The sequence below is a fragment of the Sphingomonas sorbitolis genome (assembly GCF_036663875.1).
GTDB lineage: Bacteria > Pseudomonadota > Alphaproteobacteria > Sphingomonadales > Sphingomonadaceae > Sphingomonas.
Genome location: NZ_JAXOJS010000001.1, coordinates 611,943 through 632,749 on the forward strand (window position 1 = coordinate 611,943; position 20,807 = coordinate 632,749).

Annotated in this window: 18 protein-coding genes; 8 read left to right on the forward strand and 10 right to left on the reverse strand. The window is 63.9% G+C overall.

Features of this window, described 5'->3' with window-relative positions; translation table 11 throughout:
• Window positions 1-15 precede the first annotated feature (15 nt).
• Window positions 16-3,093: a hypothetical protein gene (locus tag U1763_RS02520; protein WP_332753956.1), complete on the reverse strand. Its 3,078-nt coding sequence runs from the start codon at window positions 3,091-3,093 to the stop codon at window positions 16-18.
• A gap of 272 nt (window positions 3,094-3,365) precedes the next feature.
• Here U1763_RS02520 and U1763_RS02525 point away from each other — a divergent pair, with 272 nt between their 5' ends.
• Window positions 3,366-3,698: a DUF6471 domain-containing protein gene (locus U1763_RS02525; RefSeq protein ID WP_332753957.1), complete on the forward strand. Its 333-nt coding sequence runs from the start codon at window positions 3,366-3,368 to the stop codon at window positions 3,696-3,698.
• A 360-nt stretch (window positions 3,699-4,058) separates the two neighbouring features.
• Window positions 4,059-4,688 (forward strand): hypothetical protein, encoded by a 630-nt coding sequence (locus U1763_RS02530; protein WP_332753958.1) that lies wholly within the window; start codon window positions 4,059-4,061, stop codon window positions 4,686-4,688.
• A 515-nt stretch (window positions 4,689-5,203) separates the two neighbouring features.
• Here the strand turns inward: U1763_RS02530 and U1763_RS02535 are convergent.
• The 6 genes from U1763_RS02535 to U1763_RS02560 all read right to left on the reverse strand — a co-directional run bounded on the left by U1763_RS02535 (window position 5,204) and on the right by U1763_RS02560 (window position 11,332).
• Window positions 5,204-7,048 carry a hypothetical protein gene (locus U1763_RS02535; protein WP_332753959.1) on the reverse strand — a complete coding sequence of 615 codons (1,845 nt, stop codon included), beginning with the start codon at window positions 7,046-7,048 and terminating at the stop codon, window positions 5,204-5,206.
• Between the two features lie 117 nt (window positions 7,049-7,165).
• Window positions 7,166-7,642: a hypothetical protein gene (locus U1763_RS02540; RefSeq protein WP_332753960.1), complete on the reverse strand. Its 477-nt coding sequence runs from the start codon at window positions 7,640-7,642 to the stop codon at window positions 7,166-7,168.
• A gap of 628 nt (window positions 7,643-8,270) precedes the next feature.
• Window positions 8,271-9,143: a DNA polymerase III subunit epsilon gene (locus tag U1763_RS02545; RefSeq protein ID WP_332753961.1), complete on the reverse strand. Its 873-nt coding sequence runs from the start codon at window positions 9,141-9,143 to the stop codon at window positions 8,271-8,273.
• A 56-nt stretch (window positions 9,144-9,199) separates the two neighbouring features.
• Window positions 9,200-9,826 carry a hypothetical protein gene (locus U1763_RS02550; protein WP_332753962.1) on the reverse strand — a complete coding sequence of 209 codons (627 nt, stop codon included), beginning with the start codon at window positions 9,824-9,826 and terminating at the stop codon, window positions 9,200-9,202.
• A 123-nt stretch (window positions 9,827-9,949) separates the two neighbouring features.
• Window positions 9,950-10,681 carry a hypothetical protein gene (locus tag U1763_RS02555; RefSeq protein WP_332753963.1) on the reverse strand — a complete coding sequence of 244 codons (732 nt, stop codon included), beginning with the start codon at window positions 10,679-10,681 and terminating at the stop codon, window positions 9,950-9,952.
• Window positions 10,682-11,125: 444 nt separating this feature from the next.
• Complete coding sequence (locus U1763_RS02560) at window positions 11,126-11,332, reverse strand: hypothetical protein (protein ID WP_332753964.1); 207 nt, start codon at window positions 11,330-11,332, stop codon at window positions 11,126-11,128.
• A gap of 213 nt (window positions 11,333-11,545) precedes the next feature.
• On the opposite strand from U1763_RS02560, the gene U1763_RS02565 reads away from it, so the two are divergent.
• Both U1763_RS02565 and U1763_RS02570 read left to right on the forward strand, forming a co-directional pair.
• Window positions 11,546-12,652: a GTP pyrophosphokinase gene (locus tag U1763_RS02565; protein WP_332753965.1), complete on the forward strand. Its 1,107-nt coding sequence runs from the start codon at window positions 11,546-11,548 to the stop codon at window positions 12,650-12,652.
• 345 nt (window positions 12,653-12,997) lie between these two features.
• Window positions 12,998-13,372, forward strand: a complete 375-nt coding sequence (locus U1763_RS02570; protein ID WP_332753966.1) for a nuclear transport factor 2 family protein — start codon at window positions 12,998-13,000, stop codon at window positions 13,370-13,372.
• Window positions 13,373-13,515: 143 nt separating this feature from the next.
• Here the strand turns inward: U1763_RS02570 and U1763_RS02575 are convergent, their stop codons facing one another.
• Entirely contained in the window at window positions 13,516-13,698 is a 183-nt protein-coding gene (locus U1763_RS02575; RefSeq protein ID WP_332753967.1) for a hypothetical protein, read from the reverse strand.
• On the opposite strand from U1763_RS02575, the gene U1763_RS02580 reads away from it, so the two are divergent.
• On the forward strand, window positions 13,697-14,086 hold the full coding sequence (locus tag U1763_RS02580; protein ID WP_332753968.1) for a hypothetical protein: 390 nt from the start codon (window positions 13,697-13,699) through the stop codon (window positions 14,084-14,086). The genes U1763_RS02575 and U1763_RS02580 overlap by 2 nt on opposite strands.
• 10 nt (window positions 14,087-14,096) lie before the next feature.
• Here U1763_RS02580 and U1763_RS02585 read toward each other — a convergent pair whose 3' ends face one another.
• Both U1763_RS02585 and U1763_RS02590 read right to left on the reverse strand, forming a co-directional pair.
• Window positions 14,097-14,405 (reverse strand): hypothetical protein, encoded by a 309-nt coding sequence (locus tag U1763_RS02585; RefSeq protein ID WP_332753969.1) that lies wholly within the window; start codon window positions 14,403-14,405, stop codon window positions 14,097-14,099.
• Window positions 14,406-14,557: 152 nt separating this feature from the next.
• Window positions 14,558-15,226 carry a hypothetical protein gene (locus U1763_RS02590; protein ID WP_332753970.1) on the reverse strand — a complete coding sequence of 223 codons (669 nt, stop codon included), beginning with the start codon at window positions 15,224-15,226 and terminating at the stop codon, window positions 14,558-14,560.
• A gap of 165 nt (window positions 15,227-15,391) precedes the next feature.
• Between U1763_RS02590 and U1763_RS02595 the strand changes: the two genes are divergently transcribed.
• The 3 genes from U1763_RS02595 to U1763_RS02605 all read left to right on the forward strand — a co-directional run bounded on the left by U1763_RS02595 (window position 15,392) and on the right by U1763_RS02605 (window position 20,487).
• Window positions 15,392-15,703, forward strand: a complete 312-nt coding sequence (locus U1763_RS02595; RefSeq protein ID WP_332753971.1) for an ArsR/SmtB family transcription factor — start codon at window positions 15,392-15,394, stop codon at window positions 15,701-15,703.
• A gap of 114 nt (window positions 15,704-15,817) precedes the next feature.
• Window positions 15,818-17,056, forward strand: a complete 1,239-nt coding sequence (locus U1763_RS02600; RefSeq protein WP_332753972.1) for a metallophosphoesterase family protein — start codon at window positions 15,818-15,820, stop codon at window positions 17,054-17,056.
• Window positions 17,053-20,487, forward strand: coding sequence for an AAA family ATPase (locus U1763_RS02605; protein WP_332753973.1), 3,435 nt, complete (start codon window positions 17,053-17,055; stop codon window positions 20,485-20,487). The genes U1763_RS02600 and U1763_RS02605 overlap by 4 nt, the downstream gene beginning before the upstream one ends.
• Window positions 20,488-20,807: the final 320 nt, after the last annotated feature.

A 20,807-nucleotide genomic window follows, 5' to 3' on the forward strand; every position in this document is an offset into this window, starting at 1 on the left:
TGCCACTCCAGGGTGTCAGCGGCGGCGCATCGCCTTCTCAGCCGCCCTGCCGAACGTGTTGTGGCTCGAGACCAGTGCGGTCTGCGGAATCATGAAACCATAATGCTGTCTGATCATTTCCTCACCGGTCTGGATGCTGAAAGCGGCCTCCTCCACCCTATTCACGGACGATCCGTTCTTTAGGGCGTTCGTCGCCCGGAGATGACGGATCGCGTAGGGCGTTATGGAGGTTACACCTGGATAACCACGGTCCAGTACGGGATTGTAGGCGATGTGCTGTGCTCCATAGTTGACGAAGGCCGAGCGGTAGTCGCTTGGTATCATCGGTTTGCCGCTCTTTGTGACGAACGCCGCTTTACCGCTGTTCTCCTTGCGCATTCCCGGCAGTGCCTCGAAGAAGTAATGATCCAGAACGTCGTACAGGCCCGCCTGGTCGTTCAGGTCGATCCGGTAGTTCTGCCGGGCGCTCGGCGGTCCGAACAGGCGGCAGCTGTTGAAGTTCTTGAACTTCTTGTATGAGACTTCGATCTGCCAGACGCCATCGACCTTCCTGATCTCGCCGCGGTGATCGCCCGTGAAGAGGAGTCCAGACATGTTCTCCGGTCGGAAGCCCGTGATCGGATGAATGCGGGCCATCGCCGAATTGCGGACGTCTATGCGGTTCGCGAACGGATGGATGCGGGCATCGGCCCAGCGTGCCTCGGCATCGATTGCGAGCGCGATGAATTCCGCGAGCGGTTCATCGGCACGCAGCAGACCCTCGATGCTCTCCATGGGGTTCCGGGAGATCTCCACCTCGTCCCCGAGCATGTGGATCGCCTGCTGCAACTGGCGGTGGTTGCGACGGCAGTATCCCGGCCAGTCACGCCGGGCGAACGCCACGTCCTCGTCCGACAGCAGCAAAGCGCCAGCCTCGCGATCCAGCATGTAGAGGGCGTCCGCATACTCCGCCGGCATCCTTGCAGTCGATGGGACCAGCGTCTGCGCCAGCCATGGCTGCTGCGTGAGGAACCCGGTGGCCGCGTTCGTCATCGAGGCCACGATCTTGGCGAAGTTCACCTCACCGGACGTGAACAGCGTGCCACGCAGCCTGCCGTTCCAGTCCATGTCCGCGAACCGTCGACCGCGCTGCGCGATCGAAGCCACGACGAGTGGGGTGTGGGCCAACCAGGCGAACGTCTCGTCGCTCGCGTCCATGCCAAGGCCGGAATTGGGGCCATGGATCATCGGACTGGTCATGATCCGGAAGAACTGGCCGATGGTGTCCATGCGCAGAGCCACGGAAGCCTCGGACTTCCAGACGCCACGGATGCTCCGATTGAGATCTCCTGTGATCGGCGCGGTCTTGTAGGCGATGAACTCATCGAACTGTTTCCGCAAGGCGTCGCCCGGCTCGTAGGGGGGCATCTTTCGGTCGGCTTCGTGCGCGAGACTGCAGAGCCTGCCATACTGCGTTCCGCAGGCGAGGAGCGGTTTCACCTTGGCGACCGCATCCGCGAGTTTGGAAGCGGACCATTCGTTCGCCTCGTTCGGTAGCAGCGCTCGCACGTTGGACGGGAGAGCCCGCCACTGATCGCTGCCTCCACCGTGCTTTCGCATGCGCCCCATCGTGCTCGACGCCTTCTCCAGCAGCGTTCCGCGCGGCAGTTTGAAATGCTGCTCGATACGGCCGAGCACCGGCAGGTTCTCGCGGCTGACGCTGCAGATACCGCTCTGCCAACTCGCGATGTTGTAGGCTTCGCACTCGACCGCCCGGGCCAGTGCGGCTCTCGACGTATTGTTCGACTCGATGAGGTGCGTCAGACAGGCGCCGAGCTCCGCCGGAAGGTCGTCCGCGCCGAGACGCGCCAGATAGAGTTCGCGAGCCGTCTCGAGAAACCGCCCGACGTTCGCCGCCGTGCGGGGGTTCGCCACCCCGCGCAACACGCTGTCGTAGTGGTGCTGGAACTCGTCGCCGAAGGCGGGTGCGACGTCGTCCTCGGCCTCCAGCCCTGCCGCCTCGACGAGGCGGTCGTAGGCGCTGCGATGGCCCGCGACGACGTTCACGAAACTCACGATGCCCCGCGCCTTCTGATCCTTCTCGACACTGTCGACGATGTGCCGGCGAACCACGGCGACCGAATTGTCGTCGGCCGTGAGACCGACCATCGCCGTGCCGCGTCGAGCCACGATGCGCGCCACGTACAGGGTCAGCGGCCGGTAGTCCCGCATGGTCGGTTCGACCACTCCGGTCAGCGACGCGCAATAATCCCAGTCGACCGCACCGATGCGCTTCTTGCTCTCGGGAACCTTGCCGCCGGGGACGTCGAAGCCGTCATAGACGGCCTTCAGCTCCTCGAACCGCGCCTTGCGCTGTTCGGGCGTCATCACCGATCCCGGGGTGTAGACAGGACCGAGCTGCACCAAGCCGGCGTCGAGCGCATCGAGGATGAGCTTGAAGTACGGCGTCTGGCTCAGTTTGTAGAGCGAGATGCCGGTCTCGTCGGAAACGCCCTGCCGGCTCACGCGACCACACCTATCGGAGGGGATCGAACGCTTTTCCCGGATGGCGTCCGCGACGTAGCCCTTGATTCTGTCGTGCAGGGTCACGGGCTCCTTCGTGAACGACCCGACGCCGTGGAAGGTGTTGCCGTCGTCGACCTTGAACCGGTCGATCAGACCCTGGTAGCGCTGCCTCAAAGGCTTGTTGTGCCGGAGTGCCAGGCCCCTGAGTCCCGCCGCCTTGCAGATGCCGCGGTACGAATGTCGTCCGAAAATCGACGGCAGCATCCCGTCACCGTCGACGACGCCACCGAGGTAGTCGAGGAGCTTTCGATCCGAGACGGGCAGATTGCCTTCGAGCGCCTCCTCAACATCGTCCGCGAGCTTCATCACGTAAGGCTCGCTCTTGCTCCAGATCGCGGGCATCGCCGATGCCGCCGAGGCAGCGCCCGGTGGCGGCGAGATTCCCGGCCCACCATTGTCGTTGATCGCCGCCGGCGTCTTGCTCATCTCGAGCATTGCCGGAACCCGGTCGTTGCCCGCGCTCTGCCCCACGACGTCGCGTGCATCCGAAGCGTTCGCCAGATTTTTCTTGGTACCCATATCGATCATTCCCATTTTCTTTTGTCTAGCCGCGCTCACATCGAGACGACGCCGCACCCGTTGACTGAACCCGCTCGTTCAACCGCCGCTACACGACAATAATGGATAGTAATTGACCGTTAGTTCAAGGGTTATTTTTACCTTTTATACGGATTTCTCTATCCTGAAAATTGGATAGTCTTCACCGAGGAGAAAACAGTGGTTTTTATACTTTCTAATCTCATCCTGAAAATCAGGCTGATGCTGAAGGGGAATATTCACGTGAAAATTGGAGCGAATCGATGAAGGTGATCACCAGTACGCCGCGAAACGATTCGGAATGGGAGCAGTTCGTACGCGGTCTCGTGAAGGTCCATCTGACGATGGCGGACCTGACCTATGCCGATCTCACGGATCGGCTCAGGGCGATCGGCCGCCCGGAGACCGAACCAAACGTCCGCAACCGGATCAACAACGGACGCTTCAGCGCGATCTTCCTGCTCCAGTGCCTTCGCGCCATGGAGGTAGAGGAACTGACGCTGCCCGTGGACAAACTCCACACGGCGACGAAGCCGCGGACCGCTGAGAAGAAGAAGACGGATAGCGCGACCCGGGTTTCGCCAACGAAGCGCTGACGCGCCGACGGCGTTCCAATGTCGGTCCTAGACCGACTGCCGTCTCGCCATTCCGGCCGACGCCCGGCACTTCCGCACAGCGCCAGCTTGACGAACACCGCCTTGGTGAAAGTCATCGCAGGCTCGCGTTTCGAACTGATCGCCAACACACGGGCCGTATTGCCCGACGTTCATTCCACGAATGCCGATGACCGTGAACCGGACCGCTGCGACGTCCCGGCTTGCCCCCCCCCCCCCCCACGTTCGCGGCTTGAGCCTTCACCGGCTGTTCCACCGATCAGCTTACTGATCCCACCGGACGATCCTAAAAGTCGATCGATGAAAGGAAGCCGACCGGGTCCTTCCTCGAAGGAGACTACGTTGGCGAAACTACCGACGAGACTCGCCGTGGCGATGCACGAGGCCGGGCATGTCGCGGCCAGAATGCTGACGCCGGGCGGCCCGCCCATCCATTCCGCGACGCTCAGCGACGGCGATGGAGATATGCTCGGCTTCGTCGACACGTTGGCCGAGTGGCAACCGTCGCGCATGGAAACGGCGGAGTCTTCGCCAGCGACGGAGGCGCGCTGGCGGACCTTCGCCTGGAATGACATCCTCTTCTATCTATGTGGTCCTCTGGCTGAGATGCGATGGCGACGGCGCTCACGCGCCTTCCTGTGGCTTGTTGCCTCGGAGCTGGCCGAGCGTTGCGTCGCGGGCGAGGATGTCGATGACCGAAGCGACTTGGGCCGGGTGCGCCGCCGACTGCGCTGGTTGCATCCCGGGGAAGAACGCGACGCGTTCATCCGGGGATGGCTGGAGGCGGAGGAATTGGTCGCTCGCAACATTAGCGCGATCGATTGGATGGGCAGGGAACTCTGCGACTCCGGAGAGCTTCTCGAGGACGAGATCGCGGACATGTGGACTGCATTGAAGCGAGCCGGACTGGCAAAGGCACCGTCCGGCGATGGTAAGCTCGTTCTACATCCAGGACCTTACTCAGGCGCCTGACGGGTCACGGGCTTCTTCGAACCTAATAGGTGATCACGCCATTTTCCTGCGTACCCGATGAGGCCCGCGCGTCCGCGAACATTGACGCTGGCTCCACGGCGCGTTGCGCGTCGATCGTGCGTGATACCCTATCGGTCAAGTGTTTGGGTGGCTGTTCGTGCGCTCGATCAACGACCGCGCAGCGGGCTCCGACGACCGCGAAAACCGCTAGTACACACGGCTCCGCGGCCTTGCATGCTAAGTTAGTGCTACAACCGGCGGTCGGAGAAATTATTACCGTTTTTCAACGCGGTGTGAAAACACTCGGCTCATAACTCAATGCCAACACCGCTATAGCTACCAAGCGTGAAGTCCATTAAATCCTCAGCCGCGGACCTCGTTCGCGACGACAAGAAAACCGTCGCTTCATCGTTGTAATCAAACGATATTTTCCGCGCTTCTGAGGGTGCTCATCGTCAAATTTTCTTACACTAAAGCGGTGGACGTCTTTTTGGGGCCTGAATGCCTGCATTAAATCATGCGGCCTGCGCTGCGTCCAAACTCAGCGGGTTCGATCTTGGATCGTCCAACGCCGCGCCCAATCGCGCGGCCACTCCCTCCCCCGCCATCTTCGCGATACAAAGCATCGGAGCGCTGATCTCGGCGCGGCGGTCCGTCCGATGCCGATCCAAGCTGCGATAGATCTCGTGAAGCTCGAGCGAACTCGCCATGCCCCACGCGTGCAGCTCGTCCCGCAGGCTGTCCAACGCCGTCTCGTCCGCCCGCGCACCGGTCGCGCCCCAACCGTCGGGCGCCTGCGCCGTGAGGATCGAGAACATCCGCGCTCCAAGAACCTGGTCGACGCCGCGCGTGTTGCCGATCACCTTGGGACCGTAGAAGTCGATCATGCGAACGCGCCCGCCACGGTCGGCCACCGGCTTCACCGACGTCGAGCGCTTGTATGACGTCTTCAACGCCTGCGCGAGTTCACCCGTCCCGGTGACGGACGCGGGACCATCTCCGTCCATGTCGTCGAGGACGATCGTTCCCCTGGTCTCGTCGAGCAGACGGATCATTCCGGCCGCCCGCAGCTGACCCGCAATCGTGGCGTTGAACGAAAGCCTCCCGATCGCCTCCCCCAACTCCGATTTGCCGGTTCCCGCCGGCCCCGTCACGAGGAGCAGGGGGATCGCATCGAAGACCTGGAAGACGTGCGAGAGCACGATGTAGATCGCCGCCAGAAGCGCATGTCCGGGCACCGGCAGCCACACGCATGCGGAGACATGCGCCTCCAGTTCCGTCAACAGGTCGGACAAGGGCCTGAACGGCGGTCTTGCACCTTTCAGGCGCCAATCGACGAAGCGCTGGATCGCCGCGTACGACCACGTGCCGGTCCTGCTCGCGATCGGCTCGGACACGATCCGCGTACCGTCGCTCAGCGCGAGGATGCGCTGATCCGCCGGCGTCCCCCGCGGCGCCGGAAGGACTTCGGTCGAGAGCACGTGACCGTCCGACCTGACGATCATCGTGGAATACGAGTGAACGATCCTGCTGCGTGTGGTCGCGTCGACGGTCTCCAGTTCCCTGCTCTCGATGGCGAAGGGGTAGTAGCTGAAACCGTTCACGAACGCGCCGGCCACCCGCACCGGTGCCGCCGCGAAGCTGCCAAGCGCGTCATCAGGCACGTCGGCCACGCCTCGGACGACGACGCCGACGATCGGCTTCGCCCCCGCCACGAGGTCGTCGAACGACGGCCTGGCAGGGCTCCCGGCCAACTCGCCCAACGTGCCGAACGGCGCCGGAAGATGGAGCTTCTCGATCGACCTGCCGATCTTCGGCGCGATCCGCTGTTCGAAGTCGGACATGCCGGGACCGGGCAAGAGCACGATCCGTCTGAAACGCGACCAGAAGCCGGGGCTGGACCACTCGGCGGGCCAGCCTTGCGCATGCGAACGGGCGATGAACGTCGCGCCTGGCTGCGCTCCCGCGGCGAGCTGCCATGCGAGCCAGCAGTCCATCGGTTCGAATGCGACGAAGGCATCCGCTTCGGGTGCGAACGATCCAAGCCTGTACATCTGCGAAGGGCCGGGCCCCCAGCTCGTCTGACCGACCGGATTCATCGTCACGTCCGGGATGTTCACGTACGCGTATCGACCCAACGGACGCATACCGTCGCCCAGCAGCGGGAAGCATAGCGCATCCTCCACCTGAAGCCCATCGACGCGGCTCCTGTATGGTTCCTTGAGACCAAGATGCAGTCGGTCCACCAGCGCTCCACCAAGGCCAAGCCCTCTCAACGCCGCAAGCGCCTGGGGATTGCGCCGAAGCCGGCTCTTGAGGCGACCGAGGTTTTCGCCGCCTGCTCCCGCTACGTCAGTCATAGTCCCCTCCGTGAAAACCCCTGTGAAAAGGCATCGATGTCGCGCGAACCAAACGACGCTCGAAATGACCGCCGGGGACAAGGGGTCCGATGCCCGTCCCGTCGCGACGATAGCGGATCAGCGCCGGCGTCCATCACGCCCGAAACAGACGGCCATACCGCGGCCGCGGTCGTCCGACGCGTCGTGGGCGTCGCCCCCAAGGGCTCGCGACATCCGTCGGATGCGGCGAAACTCCGGGGAGCGTTCCAGATCACCACGCGCCCCGCCGGTCTCGGTGCCGGAGCAGTGGATGACGACCGACGTCGCGTCGACTTCGACGCCGATGCGCATGACATCGCGCTCGGACGCACTGATCAGCATCATGACGTCGAACGCGACGCGGCACATCGAGGCAGCCTCGGTCCGTTGCATGCGCGCTGCTGCCGCATACACGACGATCGGTCCGTTCACCGCTGACGACATGACGAGGGCGGTCGCCAGCGCTTCGATCCGGTCGGCGACCTCGACCTCCGCCATCCCGACCGGTTTGGTCATCCGTTCCACGGCGGTCCAGTAGAACCCGTCGACGCGGCGCTCGCCCCCATGACGGCGCATGTCGGACCCGAGACTTGCGGACTTGGGGGCAGGCACGCACGCAGCCCACGGCGATGCGGCCTTCTCTCCGAGGCGTGCGAGATCATCGCGATCCCGGCGCGCAAAGGGGGGCGCCGGCCATTCGGCAGAACCGGAGCCATCATCGCCATCAACCCTACCTGTCGGGCGGTCGGCATCACCGGCCGCATCTCGCGAGCCGGTCCGCATCATCGTTCTGGAAACCATCATCTGCTCCTCGCTGAGTTTTGGATCGCGTCGATCGCCTCTTGAAGGCCATCCGAACCGGTCACTCGCCGCCCAAGTGCGGCGATCACCTGCGTCTGTCGGCACCCTGCCAACCGGCGTTCGAGCCGAGCAGGGACGCCAGCCGGCACCGCGCGGACCATTGATCCGGTTGGCCCACCATGTACTCGAAGACGATTTTCGCCCTGCGTCGACCGGGAGTGGCCCGCCATACGACCGCGACGCCGTTCCGATTGGGGTGGGGCGTCGCGCGGCAGGCTCACGGTGCCACTCGATGCGTCCAATGCCAGCCGCCTGGCAGAGCCGCCCGGGGGCGGTCCGATCTGATCGTCGGTAGGCCTGGAAAGACCGGGCCGATCATCGCGGCCATCATGCGGCCGGCGCGTCAGAGAAACCGCGTCGCTGCGGTGACACGGTGCAGGCTCGGACCGATGGCCTTCGGGTTCATCGCCATGTCGTAGACGTGGCCCGCCAGCCAGAACTCCTCGCCGACGCGACCTCCGTCGCCTACTTCGCGACACCACTCCTCTTCTTCGGCATCCCAGAAGTACCCGCGCCGGCGCAGCATGTCGGCGGCGGTCGCGTCCGCCCCGACCGCGCGTATGATCCAGGTGCGTCGGGAAGCCTTTCCGATCAACTCCTTGAGTGCCGTCCTGCCATCGTCGAACGGCGTCCGGAGAAGCTGGATCACCGCGTCGACGTCGGTGCCGACGCGATGACCTCCGTGAAGGTGTCCGGACTGGGCGAGCAGCAGGCCAAGTCCATCGCCCACGTATCCGTGGGCCTGCCAGTCGATCTGGTCGTGGGAGCATGCCCAGTTGAGTCCGCGCGCGCCCTCGAGCCGATGTTCGACCCAACGCCGTTGCAATCGCGCGTGGTGTGCGGTGATGAAGGACGCCGAGCGGAGCAACGTCGCAGCAGCCTCGTCGTCGATGGATTGGCCCTCGAGATGGGCTTCCGTGAGCCCGGTCCGAGCCATTAGATCCGCCGGTACCGGCCGACCCGGATGCTCCAACCATGCGTAGGGCTCGTCGATGTCCGTGATGTGGCCGGCCTCGTCGTACCGGAACCGGCGGATGGACAGATCCATGATCGCGCCGTCCTCCGGGGCCAGTCCAATCGTCGTGGCCCCAAGCGCCACTCCAACATATGGGCCGCGAGCGTCGCCGTCTCCCGTCGGTCCGCTCACGAGCTTCAATTCGGCGACGGTCGGGAACTCGCTCAGATCCTGCGAGTAATCGGTCTTCGGGTCCTGCATGCTGCTTACTCCCGGTCTTTGGTCTCGGTCTGCTCCAGCGTGGTGGCCCCCACCGGTCAGGCTTCGATCCGCTGTTCGATGTCGACGACGAATGTGTGGTTGGCCGCCATGTCCGCCTGCTTCTCGACTTCCCGGATCACCTCGGCGACGGCCTGCGGTACCAGTGCCAGCGTCACCGGATTCGCCGAGTGGAAGCCGATCCTGATGTCGGCGGACGCGACCGCGGTGCCGCCATGTCTGCGGCTGAGCCGCCGCACGATCTCGTTCCGGTTCGCCGCGACGGACGCATGGAACGCCTGCAGCATCACGTTCCCTCCGGAGTGAAGTATCGTCGCCGTGAAGAGACGCATCCGGCGCGGCACCCGTGCCGCGGAACAATCGGCCTTCGACTGGCGCCTGGCGACCTTGCCCGTGGCAGCGCCTTCGCGGTCGTACAGCGTTGGCGCTGCTTCCGGCTTCGTGGCGGGCACGCCGCGGGGTTTCGATCCGCCCCCATCCCCACCGGTCCCGCCCCTCGCACCGTTCGCGCCGTCGAGCGGCTCACGCGGTGGAAACAGGAAGCGCCGACCGCCTGCGAAGAGCATCGCGGGAGCGGACTGCACGAGATCGACCAACGCGTCGAGGCGGCGCCACGCTGCCCTGATCCGTCGGCTCGACGACTGCACGGTGACGGGCGCTGACATGACCATATCTTCCACTTTCGATCATCCACGGGCGCGGCGCGATCACGGGACGCACGGGTCCCGTTCGCATGTCGGCTCTCTGGGGTTCCGGGCGGAAGACGGCCGCCGATCCGTTGGGACGGCTCAGGCGTCGAAGCGCTGCTCGATGTTGATCGCGAGGCCATCGGCGAAAGGAGCTTCCGGATCGCATTCGATGTGCCGCAGGAGCCTGATCATCGACGGGGACACGAGGTCCGAAACGTTCGGATCGGTCATGTCCACGCCAGAACTTATCAGCGCCTTTCCAGCGATCAACGCGCCGTGACGCTCGACGAGCAACTCGACCACGTCCTCGGCATTCGATGCGACGAACGCGTGGAAAGCATGCAGCGAGACGTCCTCGTCAAAGTGGACGATCACCGCCGTGAATAGGTGCGGCCCCGCCGCGAGTCCGGCGAAGGGCTCCGGCAGCCGGGAAGGCGTCTCTCCGGAACCTGTCCCCTCCCCCGCGTCACCCTGATCGTCCAGGAGATGATCGATCTCCTCGGGATCGGCATCCAGACCGAGCGCGAGTCCGTGAAGCAGCGTCGCCCGCATGAAATCATCACGCCTGAGGCAGGCCTGGATCGCCGCGCCGCCGTGGAAAAGGTCCCTCGGCGCGAGCATCCACCCCATCGGATCGAGCGACGTTCCTTCGCGCTGAAATCGCCCGCCGACCTCGGCAGCCACCGTCGCCAGCCGGCACAGGCCGCGTCTCGTCGTCGTGATGACGTCGTCCTCGGGCGCATCCGGATCCGTCGGATCCTCGTAGAACCAGGTCGACGGGCCGATGGGACGGGCGTTCGCGCGGTCGATGCGCGTGGTCTCCATGTACATGTCAGATCTCCTTTCCGCGGGCCTCCTCCGCCCGGCTGCGAACGCGGGAATGCAACGTTCAAAGCCAACATGGTCATCGATCAAGATACTTCAAGAGTTCTCGAACTATCGACGTAACTTTTTCATCGATCAGGTCGTGGGCTGGATGATTTGCGGCCGCCGACTGCCGTGGCCGCGGACCTACCAGCTCGTCGATATCATCATGTCAGATCGTCGCCGCTGACGTGGGGCGCCGCATCGGCGCACTCGCTTCCCTACCGGCAGTGTACCGTGAGCATGGCACGAACGCGGATCAAAAACCGGTCTGATCTTGGCACCATCAAGATCTTCGCTTGTGATCGCGAAACGCAGGAACACGCTCCACCTCGTTGGCATTCCGACGGCAGGTCTCGGCAAGCGCGACCATCCGACGCCATTCTCGGCTCCCGTACAGACCCGGAGCAATCAGCTCGAGCCGTTCGCGAGTGCAGCGATGCGATCGCGGATCCGGTGCTCATGATCCCGCAGGCTCTCGACCAGCCACATGAGCTCGGCGCGGTCGGCCGTGTCCGGCAGACGGAGCGCAACCCGTTCGACCGCCTTCGCGTGCGCGCTGAACTGGCTTAACGCCGTGTCGGCTATCGAGGCTAGGTGATCGGCCCTTTCTGTCATGGGGCGTTGATACGCGGTAGAATCGGTAATGACAGTCGATAAACGACCGACCGGTTCACGTACGACGGTCGTCAAGAGGAAGAGACGCGCATAGGACGAATGGGACAATGGCGTACGTGAATTTGCTGCTACCGGAATGACGACGCGGCAAGATCCGGCGAAACGCATTCCTCGGCTGACTGCCGGACATGAATGCTTAGGAGATACATCACGATGCCAACACTGGACTTCGAACACGAGAAGGCTGCGTTTCGTGGGTACTATGATGATCATGCGCAACGCCTGGAACAAGCGAAGCAGGCGTTCCTGACGTTGATCGTATCGCTTCTTGCTCACGGCGACATCGCCGTGGCTGCGGCGTCCGGGCGCATCAAGGATCGGGAGGAGTCGATCAAGAAGTTCGCGCGGAAGTACCAGGGTCAGCTAGAGCGGTCCGGAACGCCGTACGAGATCAAGGATCACGTGACAGATCTGATCGGATTGCGCCTGGTGTGCCTGTACGAAGACCAGATCGAGGCGATGGGGGATCTCGTTCGCCCACACTTCAACGTGATCGAGGTGACCGACAAATCGGCCGAGATGGAAGGCATGGAGAACGCGTTCGGCTACAAAGGTCTGCATCTCGATCTGGAACTGAAGGCGGACAGAGCGGAGATGCCCGAATACCAGCTTTTTGCGCCCTACCGCTTCGAACTCCAGATACGCACGATCATCCAGGACTCCTGGAGTACGCTTGATCACAAGATCCAGTACAAGAAGTCGATACCTGCGATGCTACGGAGGCGCATCAACATGCTCGCGGCCATTTTCGAGCTCGCCGATCGCGAATTTCGACAAGTGCGCGAGGAGACCGACCGGCTGATCGAGAAGGCGAGCGCCGAACCCGATCCCGAAACCGGTCCAGCGGGCGAGGGTCTCAGCCTGTCGTGCCCCGAAACCAGCGCAGAGACGACTGACGAAGTCCGGCGACAACATGCCCCTCTCGACGCGTTCCGCCTTTTGAGGATCGCCCAACACTTCTTCCCCGAGAGCGCGTTCGAGGCGAAGAGCGTTGACGGCTTCACTGCCGAGGTCATCGACAGAGAGCCCACCGTCAGTCGCGGCGAATTCAACCACTACCTCCGCACCACGATTGCGATGGTCCGCCGCTACCGCACGTACTTCCTCGGGTCGGGCAAGGGCGAACGGTTCAACGCGTTTACGGTCATGCGTCATTGTCTGTACGCGGCGAAACCCGAGATATTCTCGAGCATGCTCACCAACGTCGCCAGAACCTCGTTCGATGCATGGCGCGAGACTACCGCGAACGAACATGCCTGACAGGAAACATTTGCCCAGGAAATCGAAGTCGTCGATCGAGCCGGATTCCATCGGGGACGCGCAAGTCCAGGCGCATCGTGGCAACGCAACGCGATGCCGAACCGGTCTGAACGGTGCAGGATCCGCGTGCACGGGCGCTGGCGCGGATCGGCGCGACGCCCGTGCCACCGGAACGGCTCGATCTGCTTACCAACAGTGCACACGGTTCGCCGAAGGCAGATCGTCGAACGCAGCGACTGTCCCTAACGGTGGGCCGGCCGAAACCAGTCGTCCACACGCCGTTGGCCGAGTATGGTCTGGCAGATACCACAACGAGACGAGACGGGCAGGAAGACCATCACACCGATGACGCCGCTAGAACAATATATCGACGGCTGGCGGGCGCACGACGTGGCCGCGATCCTATCAGCGCTTACACCGGATTGCGTCGTCACCGAGAGCTTCGGACCGATCTACCGCGGGCATGAACGGGTAGCGTTTTGGGTCTCGAAGTGGATCGCCGAGGACGGCCGCGTGATCAATTGGACGGTGCACGACATACGATCCTTTCCTGAGGTGGAGATCGCGGAATGGACCTTCCACTATACATGGCGCGGTAAAGAAAGAAGCTTTGACGGTGGGACCATCGCCCATCTGCGCGAAGGCAAGCTCTCGTATCTGCGCGAGTATGCCACGACCGCGGTTCTCTACGATTGGCGCGGCGAGTGGCGGGCATTCTGACAGGTGACGCCATACTCCGCCTCGATGACCTTATCGGAGACGATCCATCCTCGCAGGTGGCGATAGTTCAAGTACCGCTAGACCCGGGTTCCGAGGACCCAAACTGACCGCCGCCAACAGCCGCCGGGCGTGACGGCGGCGAGCTACCCGACGCGTGACACCGGGCGTGCCCTGCTGGAGACGTACGTCGGCGCGGTCGACTTGCGCGCGAACTGGCCGAGCCAATCCAGATCGGCCGCAGCGAGCGAAACGGCGGTGTTTGCAGACGAATTGATGAAGCATTCGAGCAGGCTTGGACGTCCGTAACATATGGTAGGAAAATGCATGTCTAAGGAAATCATGAGCCTGGGCACATTCGCCGGCGTCCCCGGTGACCCCCCAAGACTTGAGGACGTTCAGCCCGTCATCGCCGCCATACGCGAGGTCGCGATTTGGGCGGACCTAGAGAACGAAACGGCGTTGCGAGCGATCGTTCTTCCCATCGGAATCCGACATGTCCGCTACTTCGATCCGGCACATGGCAAGATGATCGCGGCCCTGTCCATCGACGGCATGGCGCCGCTTACGGCCTTCGATGTCGCCGACACCCTGACCTGGCATGTCGACTACCGTGCGGAACGGTGGACATCCTCCCGCATCAAGCTTCTTGAAGCCGACACGCTGGAACTGTGGATTGAACTGGTACGCAGACCGGCTGGCGAACTTCGCGGATAATCCGGATCCTTCAGATCCATTTCACCGAGTCGAATTCGGCCTTCAAGGCGGTGACATCGCTTCGAAACGTCGTCAGCCGCTCCTCGCGCGATCGCCAATCTAGTTCGACGTGGCCTTCGACCAAGTTGTTGGCACTCTGGATCGTCAGATCCGTAACGCCATCGTTGTTCGCCCGTCGCATCGCCTTGACGGTCGCGACGTAGATCGCCTCCTGATGCGTGGCCTGGTTGTAAACGGTGGTGGTCGATCTACCGTCGATCTCGACGATGAGATCCGCCCGACCGTCCGCGGCGTCCTTGCGCCGTCCGACGACCTTCACCGTTCGCGAGAGGGAGAATCCAGTAACTGCCTTCTTCGCCAACCGACATCTCCGCTAACCGTACGCGGTAGTAGAGGCGCTAGTATTAAGACCCTACTAACCTGTCCCATCGGGGAGACGCTCCGAGACGATGTCGAAGCAGCCTCCGACGACTAGCCTCCCAGCGCTACCTGTTGCCTTCCGGTGTCGAAGACGATGAATGACGATCCGGTCGCAACGTTCTGTGATACGCGCTTCACGAGGTATCGACGCCCCGTCAGGAGCGGGTGATCGATCAAATCGGCGACCGGCCGGCCTAGCATCGCCACCCCGATGGTCGAAGGTAGCGTGCCGAAGATCAGCAAACGCCCCTTCCCCCCCGCCGTCGTCAGTAGATAGTCTTCGCACAGCATCGCGATCTCCAGACCGTCGCCGCACACGCGGAAGCCCAGACCTCCGCCAGCCCGGCCTGCCTCTCGCAACACGTACCCGGCGCCGGACCGATGCCGACGTTCGAAACGTCTTTCCGCCTCCATGCCGCGGTGTTGCATCAGTGCGAGAGAATCATAATCCGTCGGACGAAACGTGTCGTGAACCAGCAACGACAATGAGGGCCAGTTCGTCGGGGCCCGGAGACGCGCGACAACCTCCTCGATCCCAAGACCCTCCGCCGTCAGCGCATCGACGGTCAACGGTGAAACGCTCTTGATGACGGAACGCAGATGGGCATCGAACAGACGAAGCCTGGCGGTGTCATAACACCTCCGGGCGGCCATCAGTTCGATATTGATCCGCCGTTCGTACTCGGCCCCGCGGCGCTCCGGAGGATCCTCGTCCCTCATGCGTCATCTCCCGCGACCCGCCGGCGCCCCATCAGGAGAATCACGGCCGCAGAGGCCAGATGGGCAACCCGATCGATATTTCAACCAATCTCGAATCGTCGAATTAATTACCCGTCCGGCGGGGCGCGCATTGAAAACGCTCGATTCACCCTATATTCTCGAACCATGGAAATAGATCGTGCCGTCATCGCCTTCTCAGCTCTCGCCCAGGCAACGCGGTTGCGCACGTTACAGCTACTCGTCGATCGGAACGGCGACGGGGTCCGTGCGAGCGACATAGCGATCTCACTCGACATTCCGCCGAACACGATGTCGACGCATCTGGCGATACTCAACCGGGCAGGCCTGGTGAAATCAGTCCGGAACGGTCGCGAGGTCGTGTTCAGTGCCGATGCCAAGACCGTGAACGAGCTTCTCGGGTTCGCCAGCGACACGATCCTGCCGCCCACCACGCCGCGAAGGATGAGTTCGGGCTGATCTGGCAACCGGTCGTTCGCGACCGCCGACGTTCCGACCCGCGTCGGTCTCACTTCGTCGGGTCGGTCGCGAGGAATGCCTGCACACCATGGTTTCAACCGGCCGGAGAATGAAATGTCCCGCTTCAGGTTTCTGCACGCCGCCGATATCCATCTCGACAGTCCGCTCGTCGGTCTGGGTTCGCGCACCGACGCTCCCGTCGATCGCATCCGTGCCGCCACCCGCGAGGCACTGAGGAATCTCGTCCAGTTCGCGACCGACGAGAAGGTGGACTTCGTCGTAGTCTCGGGCGACCTCTACGACGGTACCTGGAAGGACATGCGGACCGGAATATTCGCCATGCAGCAGTTCGCACGATTGGGCCGCGCAGGCATCCGGACGTTCGTGATCCTCGGCAACCACGACGCCGAAAGCAAACTGACGATCGACCTGCCCATACCTGCAAACGTCCACTTCTTCGGGAGCAAGGCTGGCGAAGTCGTCGTCATGGAGAATCTCGGCGTCGCCATCCAGGGGCGCTCCTTCAAGACCGCCGCCGTGCTCGACAACCTCGCTTCAGAATACGTGCCGCCGACACCGGGCATGTTCAACATCGCGATGCTGCATACCGCCCTTGAAGGCGGTCACGAGCACGCTCCCTACGCGCCCTGCAGACTCGTGGAACTGCGCACGAGTGGGCACGACTACTGGGCGCTCGGTCATGTGCACGACCACGTCGTGCACAGCGAGCATCCCCACGTCGTCTATCCCGGCAATCTGCAAGGCAGGCACGCTCGCGAAACGGGGCCGAAGGGCGCCGTACTCGTCGAGGTCGAGGACAGGACGGTGATCGGTCTCCGCCATGTTCAGCTCGACGACGTCCGATGGGCGCGGATGGACATCGTGGTGCCAACCGGTGAACTGGCCAACCTGCGCGACGTCTTCCGGGCAAGACTCGACGAGCTCGCCGCACAGGCCGAAGGCAGGCCCATGATCGTTCGCGTCCTCATCGAGGCACGGGACGCGGACGCCGACGAGCTCGGCAGGACGATGGACGTCGTGGACACAGACTTCCGTGCAATCGCAGCTCAGGCCGCCGACGCCGTCTGGCTCGAGAAGGTACGGCACAAGGCGAACCGTTCGATGTCCGTCGCTCTTCCGAAGGAGATCGCCGACCTGATCGACGGCAGTGCCGAAGACGAGACTGCGCTCGCCGCGGTGCAGGCGGCGCTGCAGCCTCTGGCCGACAAACTGCCCGCCAGGCTGGATGAGGAGGATCCGCTGCTAGTGGCTCTTCAAAAGGCCGATTGGGCTCTGCTGGCGAAGGCCGCCACCGAAGCGATCGGGTCTCGAATGCCAGGAGAACGGCCATGAGGCTGCGACGTCTCGAAATCGCGAAATACGGCGCCTTCACGGATCGAACATTCGATTTCGGTGACGGCGACACCGATCTTCACATCATCGTCGGCGCCAACGAAGCTGGCAAGTCGACGGCTCTGGCGGCCATCGGTGATCTGCTCTGGGGGATGGGTGAACGGCCAGCGTTCGCATTCCGCCACCCTTACGGCGAACTACGTCTGGGAGGCGTCGTCGAGCATGACGGCAAGGCCCTCGGCTTCCGCCGCCGGAAGGCACGGACCGGCTCGCTGCTGACGCCGGGCGAGGAACCGTTGGCGGACTCCTCGTTGGCACCGTTTCTCGGCGGCCTCGATCGCGTCGGTTTCGACCGGATGTTCGGACTCAACCACGAACGCCTTCGTGCCGGGGGGCTCAACATGCTCAGTGGCAGGGAAGACGTCGCGCGCGTCCTCTTCGAAGCGGGCACAGGTCTCAGCGGGGTGAGCGCGATCCTCAGCGGGTTGGAGAACGAGGCATCCGCGATCTTCGCCGGCACCGCAAGGAACAAGCCCCTGAACCTGGCGCTGAGGGAACGCGAGATCAGCCTGGCATCCATGCGGACGGCGGCGATCTCGCCAACCCGTTGGAAGGCGATCGCCGCCCGCGTCGCGTCGGCGGAGGAGGATCTCGCGGCGGCAGTAAAACGGACGACGTCGCTCGAAAGTCGCCGTTCCGTGCTGGAGCGGATGCAGAGGGCTCGGCTGATAGTGACGAAGATGGACGGCCGCATCGAGGAACTCGAGCGACTGGGTCCGATCCCTGCGCTGCCCGCCGACGCCGCTGAGACGCTCAGGGAAGCGCGCGGCACGTTGGCGGAAACCGGCTTCGGCATCGCCGACCGCCGCAAGACGGTAGCGTCATGCGAGAGCGACATGGCCAATCTCGCTCCGCGAAGCGTTCTCCTGGACCACGGCGCGGAAATCGTCCGGTTAGCTGACGCCACCGCGCTCCATCGTGCCGATGTCGCGGAACTTCCCTCAGCGGAGCGGCGCGTTGAGGATGCGCTGCGGGATCGGCGTCGCGTCCTTGAGGATGCAGGACTTCCCTCGACGACGACCGTCCCCCCGGCGGCGTCCCGTGCGCACGCTCGCAGGGCCGTTGAGACGCTGCGTCTCGCGGAGCAGTCCGTGCGGCGACTCGAGAACACGGTACTTGGCGCTCGGAACAAGGCCACGATCGCCGAGAAGGACGCCGCAGACGTTCCTGACGTCTCGACCATCGCACCATTGCGCGCCACGCTTGGATCCGTTCCTCGCGACAGTCTCCGCATGAAGGCGCAACACGCGCTCAACATCGAAACCAGCACGATGCGGGCAAGCCGCGCGTTCGCCCAACTGGCACCTTGGACCGGGACTCCGGAGCAACTGGCACTGGCCGCGACCCCGTCGACGGACGTTCTCGACCATCATCGTACCCGCCTCGCGCAACTCGCGGAACGTCGCCTGCGTCAGGACACGCAGGCTGCGGATGCCCGTTCCGCGCTCGCCGACGCCCGGGGCGAACTTGTACGCCTGAGCAATCTCGACCGGGAGCCGCCGACCCCGCAGATTCTCCACGAAGCGCGGTCTGCACGCGACATGGCCATCGTCAGGCTCGCCGACGCGAACGGCGATAGGGCCGACATGCTGGCCACCACGAAGGCGAATGTCCGGTCGGCCGACGAACTCGCCGATCGTCGCGAAGCGGAGGCTGCCAGGATCGGTGAATACGCCCGGACTCTCGCCGAGATCGAGCGAGCGCAGACCGTTCTCAACGACGTACCCGACGAAGCTGCGCGTCTTCAGGCCGCAGAGGTCGCGGCCGATATCGAATGGAAGGCCGTATGGCGCGCTGCAGGATTCACGTCGCGCATCCCGCCGCAGCAGGTGGCGGCGTGGCTCGACGCGCGCATTCAGTCCATCGAGGCGTCGGACGCACTTGCCGATCATGGTCGAGCAGCGGCAGCCTACGACTTCGAGGTCGAGCGCCATCGCGAAGCGGTCCTCGCCGCTCTACGCGTCTGGGGTCAGGGAACCGATCTCCCCCTCGACCTGGATGCCGCGATCAGCATCGCTTCGACATGCCTCGTCCGACTGGAACAGTTGCGGGACGACGCGTTGCTCGCCACCACCCGGTCCATCGACGCGAAGCGCGCCTTGGCGGACGCCGATGCGGAACTGGCTGGAGCGGTGAAGGATCGCGATCGCGCCGCCGTCGTCGTCCAGGACCTGCTCGCTTCCCTTGGGCTCGGCCGCGAGACCCTGTCGGCCGCGAACAAGGCGGTGGAGGCGCTCGACGCCATCGCCAACCGCGATGCGGTGGACCAGGAGGCGACGCAGCGTCTGCACAACCTCAGACGGTCGATCGCGATCTTCGAGAATGACGTCGAAAGCCTGGAGACGGCGACATCGCGGGTCACCGACGGCAGGGCGGATCTGACGGCTCTGCGTGCGGAATACGAAGGAGCGAAGCATGTGGAGCGTGATCGAGCTCGCCTGACGGCGGCACGCGCTGGGGCAATTGCGCAGATCGCATCGCTGGAAGCGTCGCGGGCGGCCATCCAGTCCCGGCTCGATGGCCTCATGGAAGCGGCCGACGTCACCGACGCGCAGGCGCTCGAAACCGTCATCGATAGGCGCGCCACCCAGTCGAGGCTGGTCTCCGAGATAGCGGCTCTGAGGGACGATCTGACGGACGCGACGGACGGCGGATCCGAGGAGGAGCTGCGCGCGGAGATCGCCCAGTCGACGATCGAGGAGACGTCCCGTGAACTTGGCGACGTGAAACGTGACCAACAGGAGATGATCGGCGTGATCAGCGTCCTCTCGGCCGATCTGGCGGCTGCAAAGACCGACGAGCGGGACGCATCGAGCGGATCGGAGGCAGCCGCGGCCGCACAGGCCGCCGAGACCGCGCGTGCCACGATCGTGGACATGAGCGCCCGGTACATCCGCGCGAAGTCGGCCGCCACCATGCTAAGGTGGGCGATCAACCGGCACAGGGAGACCAAGCAAGCGCCACTGCTTGCGCGGGCGGGTTCGATCCTGACGAACGTGACGGATGGCCGGTTCAGCCGCCTCGCCCTCGACTGGAGCAGGGGCGACGAGCCGGTGATCGTAGCCGAGCGCGCAGGAGGAGAAAGGTGCGGCGTAGCAGAAATGAGCGAAGGAACGCGCGACCAGCTCTTCCTCGCGTTGCGTCTGGCGGCGATCGAGGAGAAGGCTGCGGACCATTCGATGCCGCTGGTCTGCGACGATCTCTTCATCACTGCGGATGACGCCCGATCGGCAAGGCTGCTCCGGCAGATGAGCGACCTGTCGACTTCGACGCAGGTCATCGTCTTTACCCACCACGAACACCTCGTGGAGATCGCACACGCCGCGATCGGGACCGATGCGTTCAAACTTCATGAGATCAGCGCCGTGTGACGGGGCCATTCGGCCGCGCCGGACATCGCCCGATGCCGTCTCCCGTCGTTCGCCCCTTTGGCCGCCATGCCATCCCATCGCCGTGCACCTTTCGTCGAGGCGGTCGGCAACGTCCCTGCCTCGCCAGCCCGGCCTCCGATCGACACACCCGCGGAGGGGGCAATCTCGACGCTCGGACATGCCTGCCGCCGCCACGATGGTGTGCGCGGTCAAGACCTGACCATGGCGGACGGTCGGTGTCGAAGACGCGCCTCTCGCGGACCGTTCGATCAGGCGATCACCCTGAAACGACCATCCGCCGACCCGGCATCGCCTTCGAA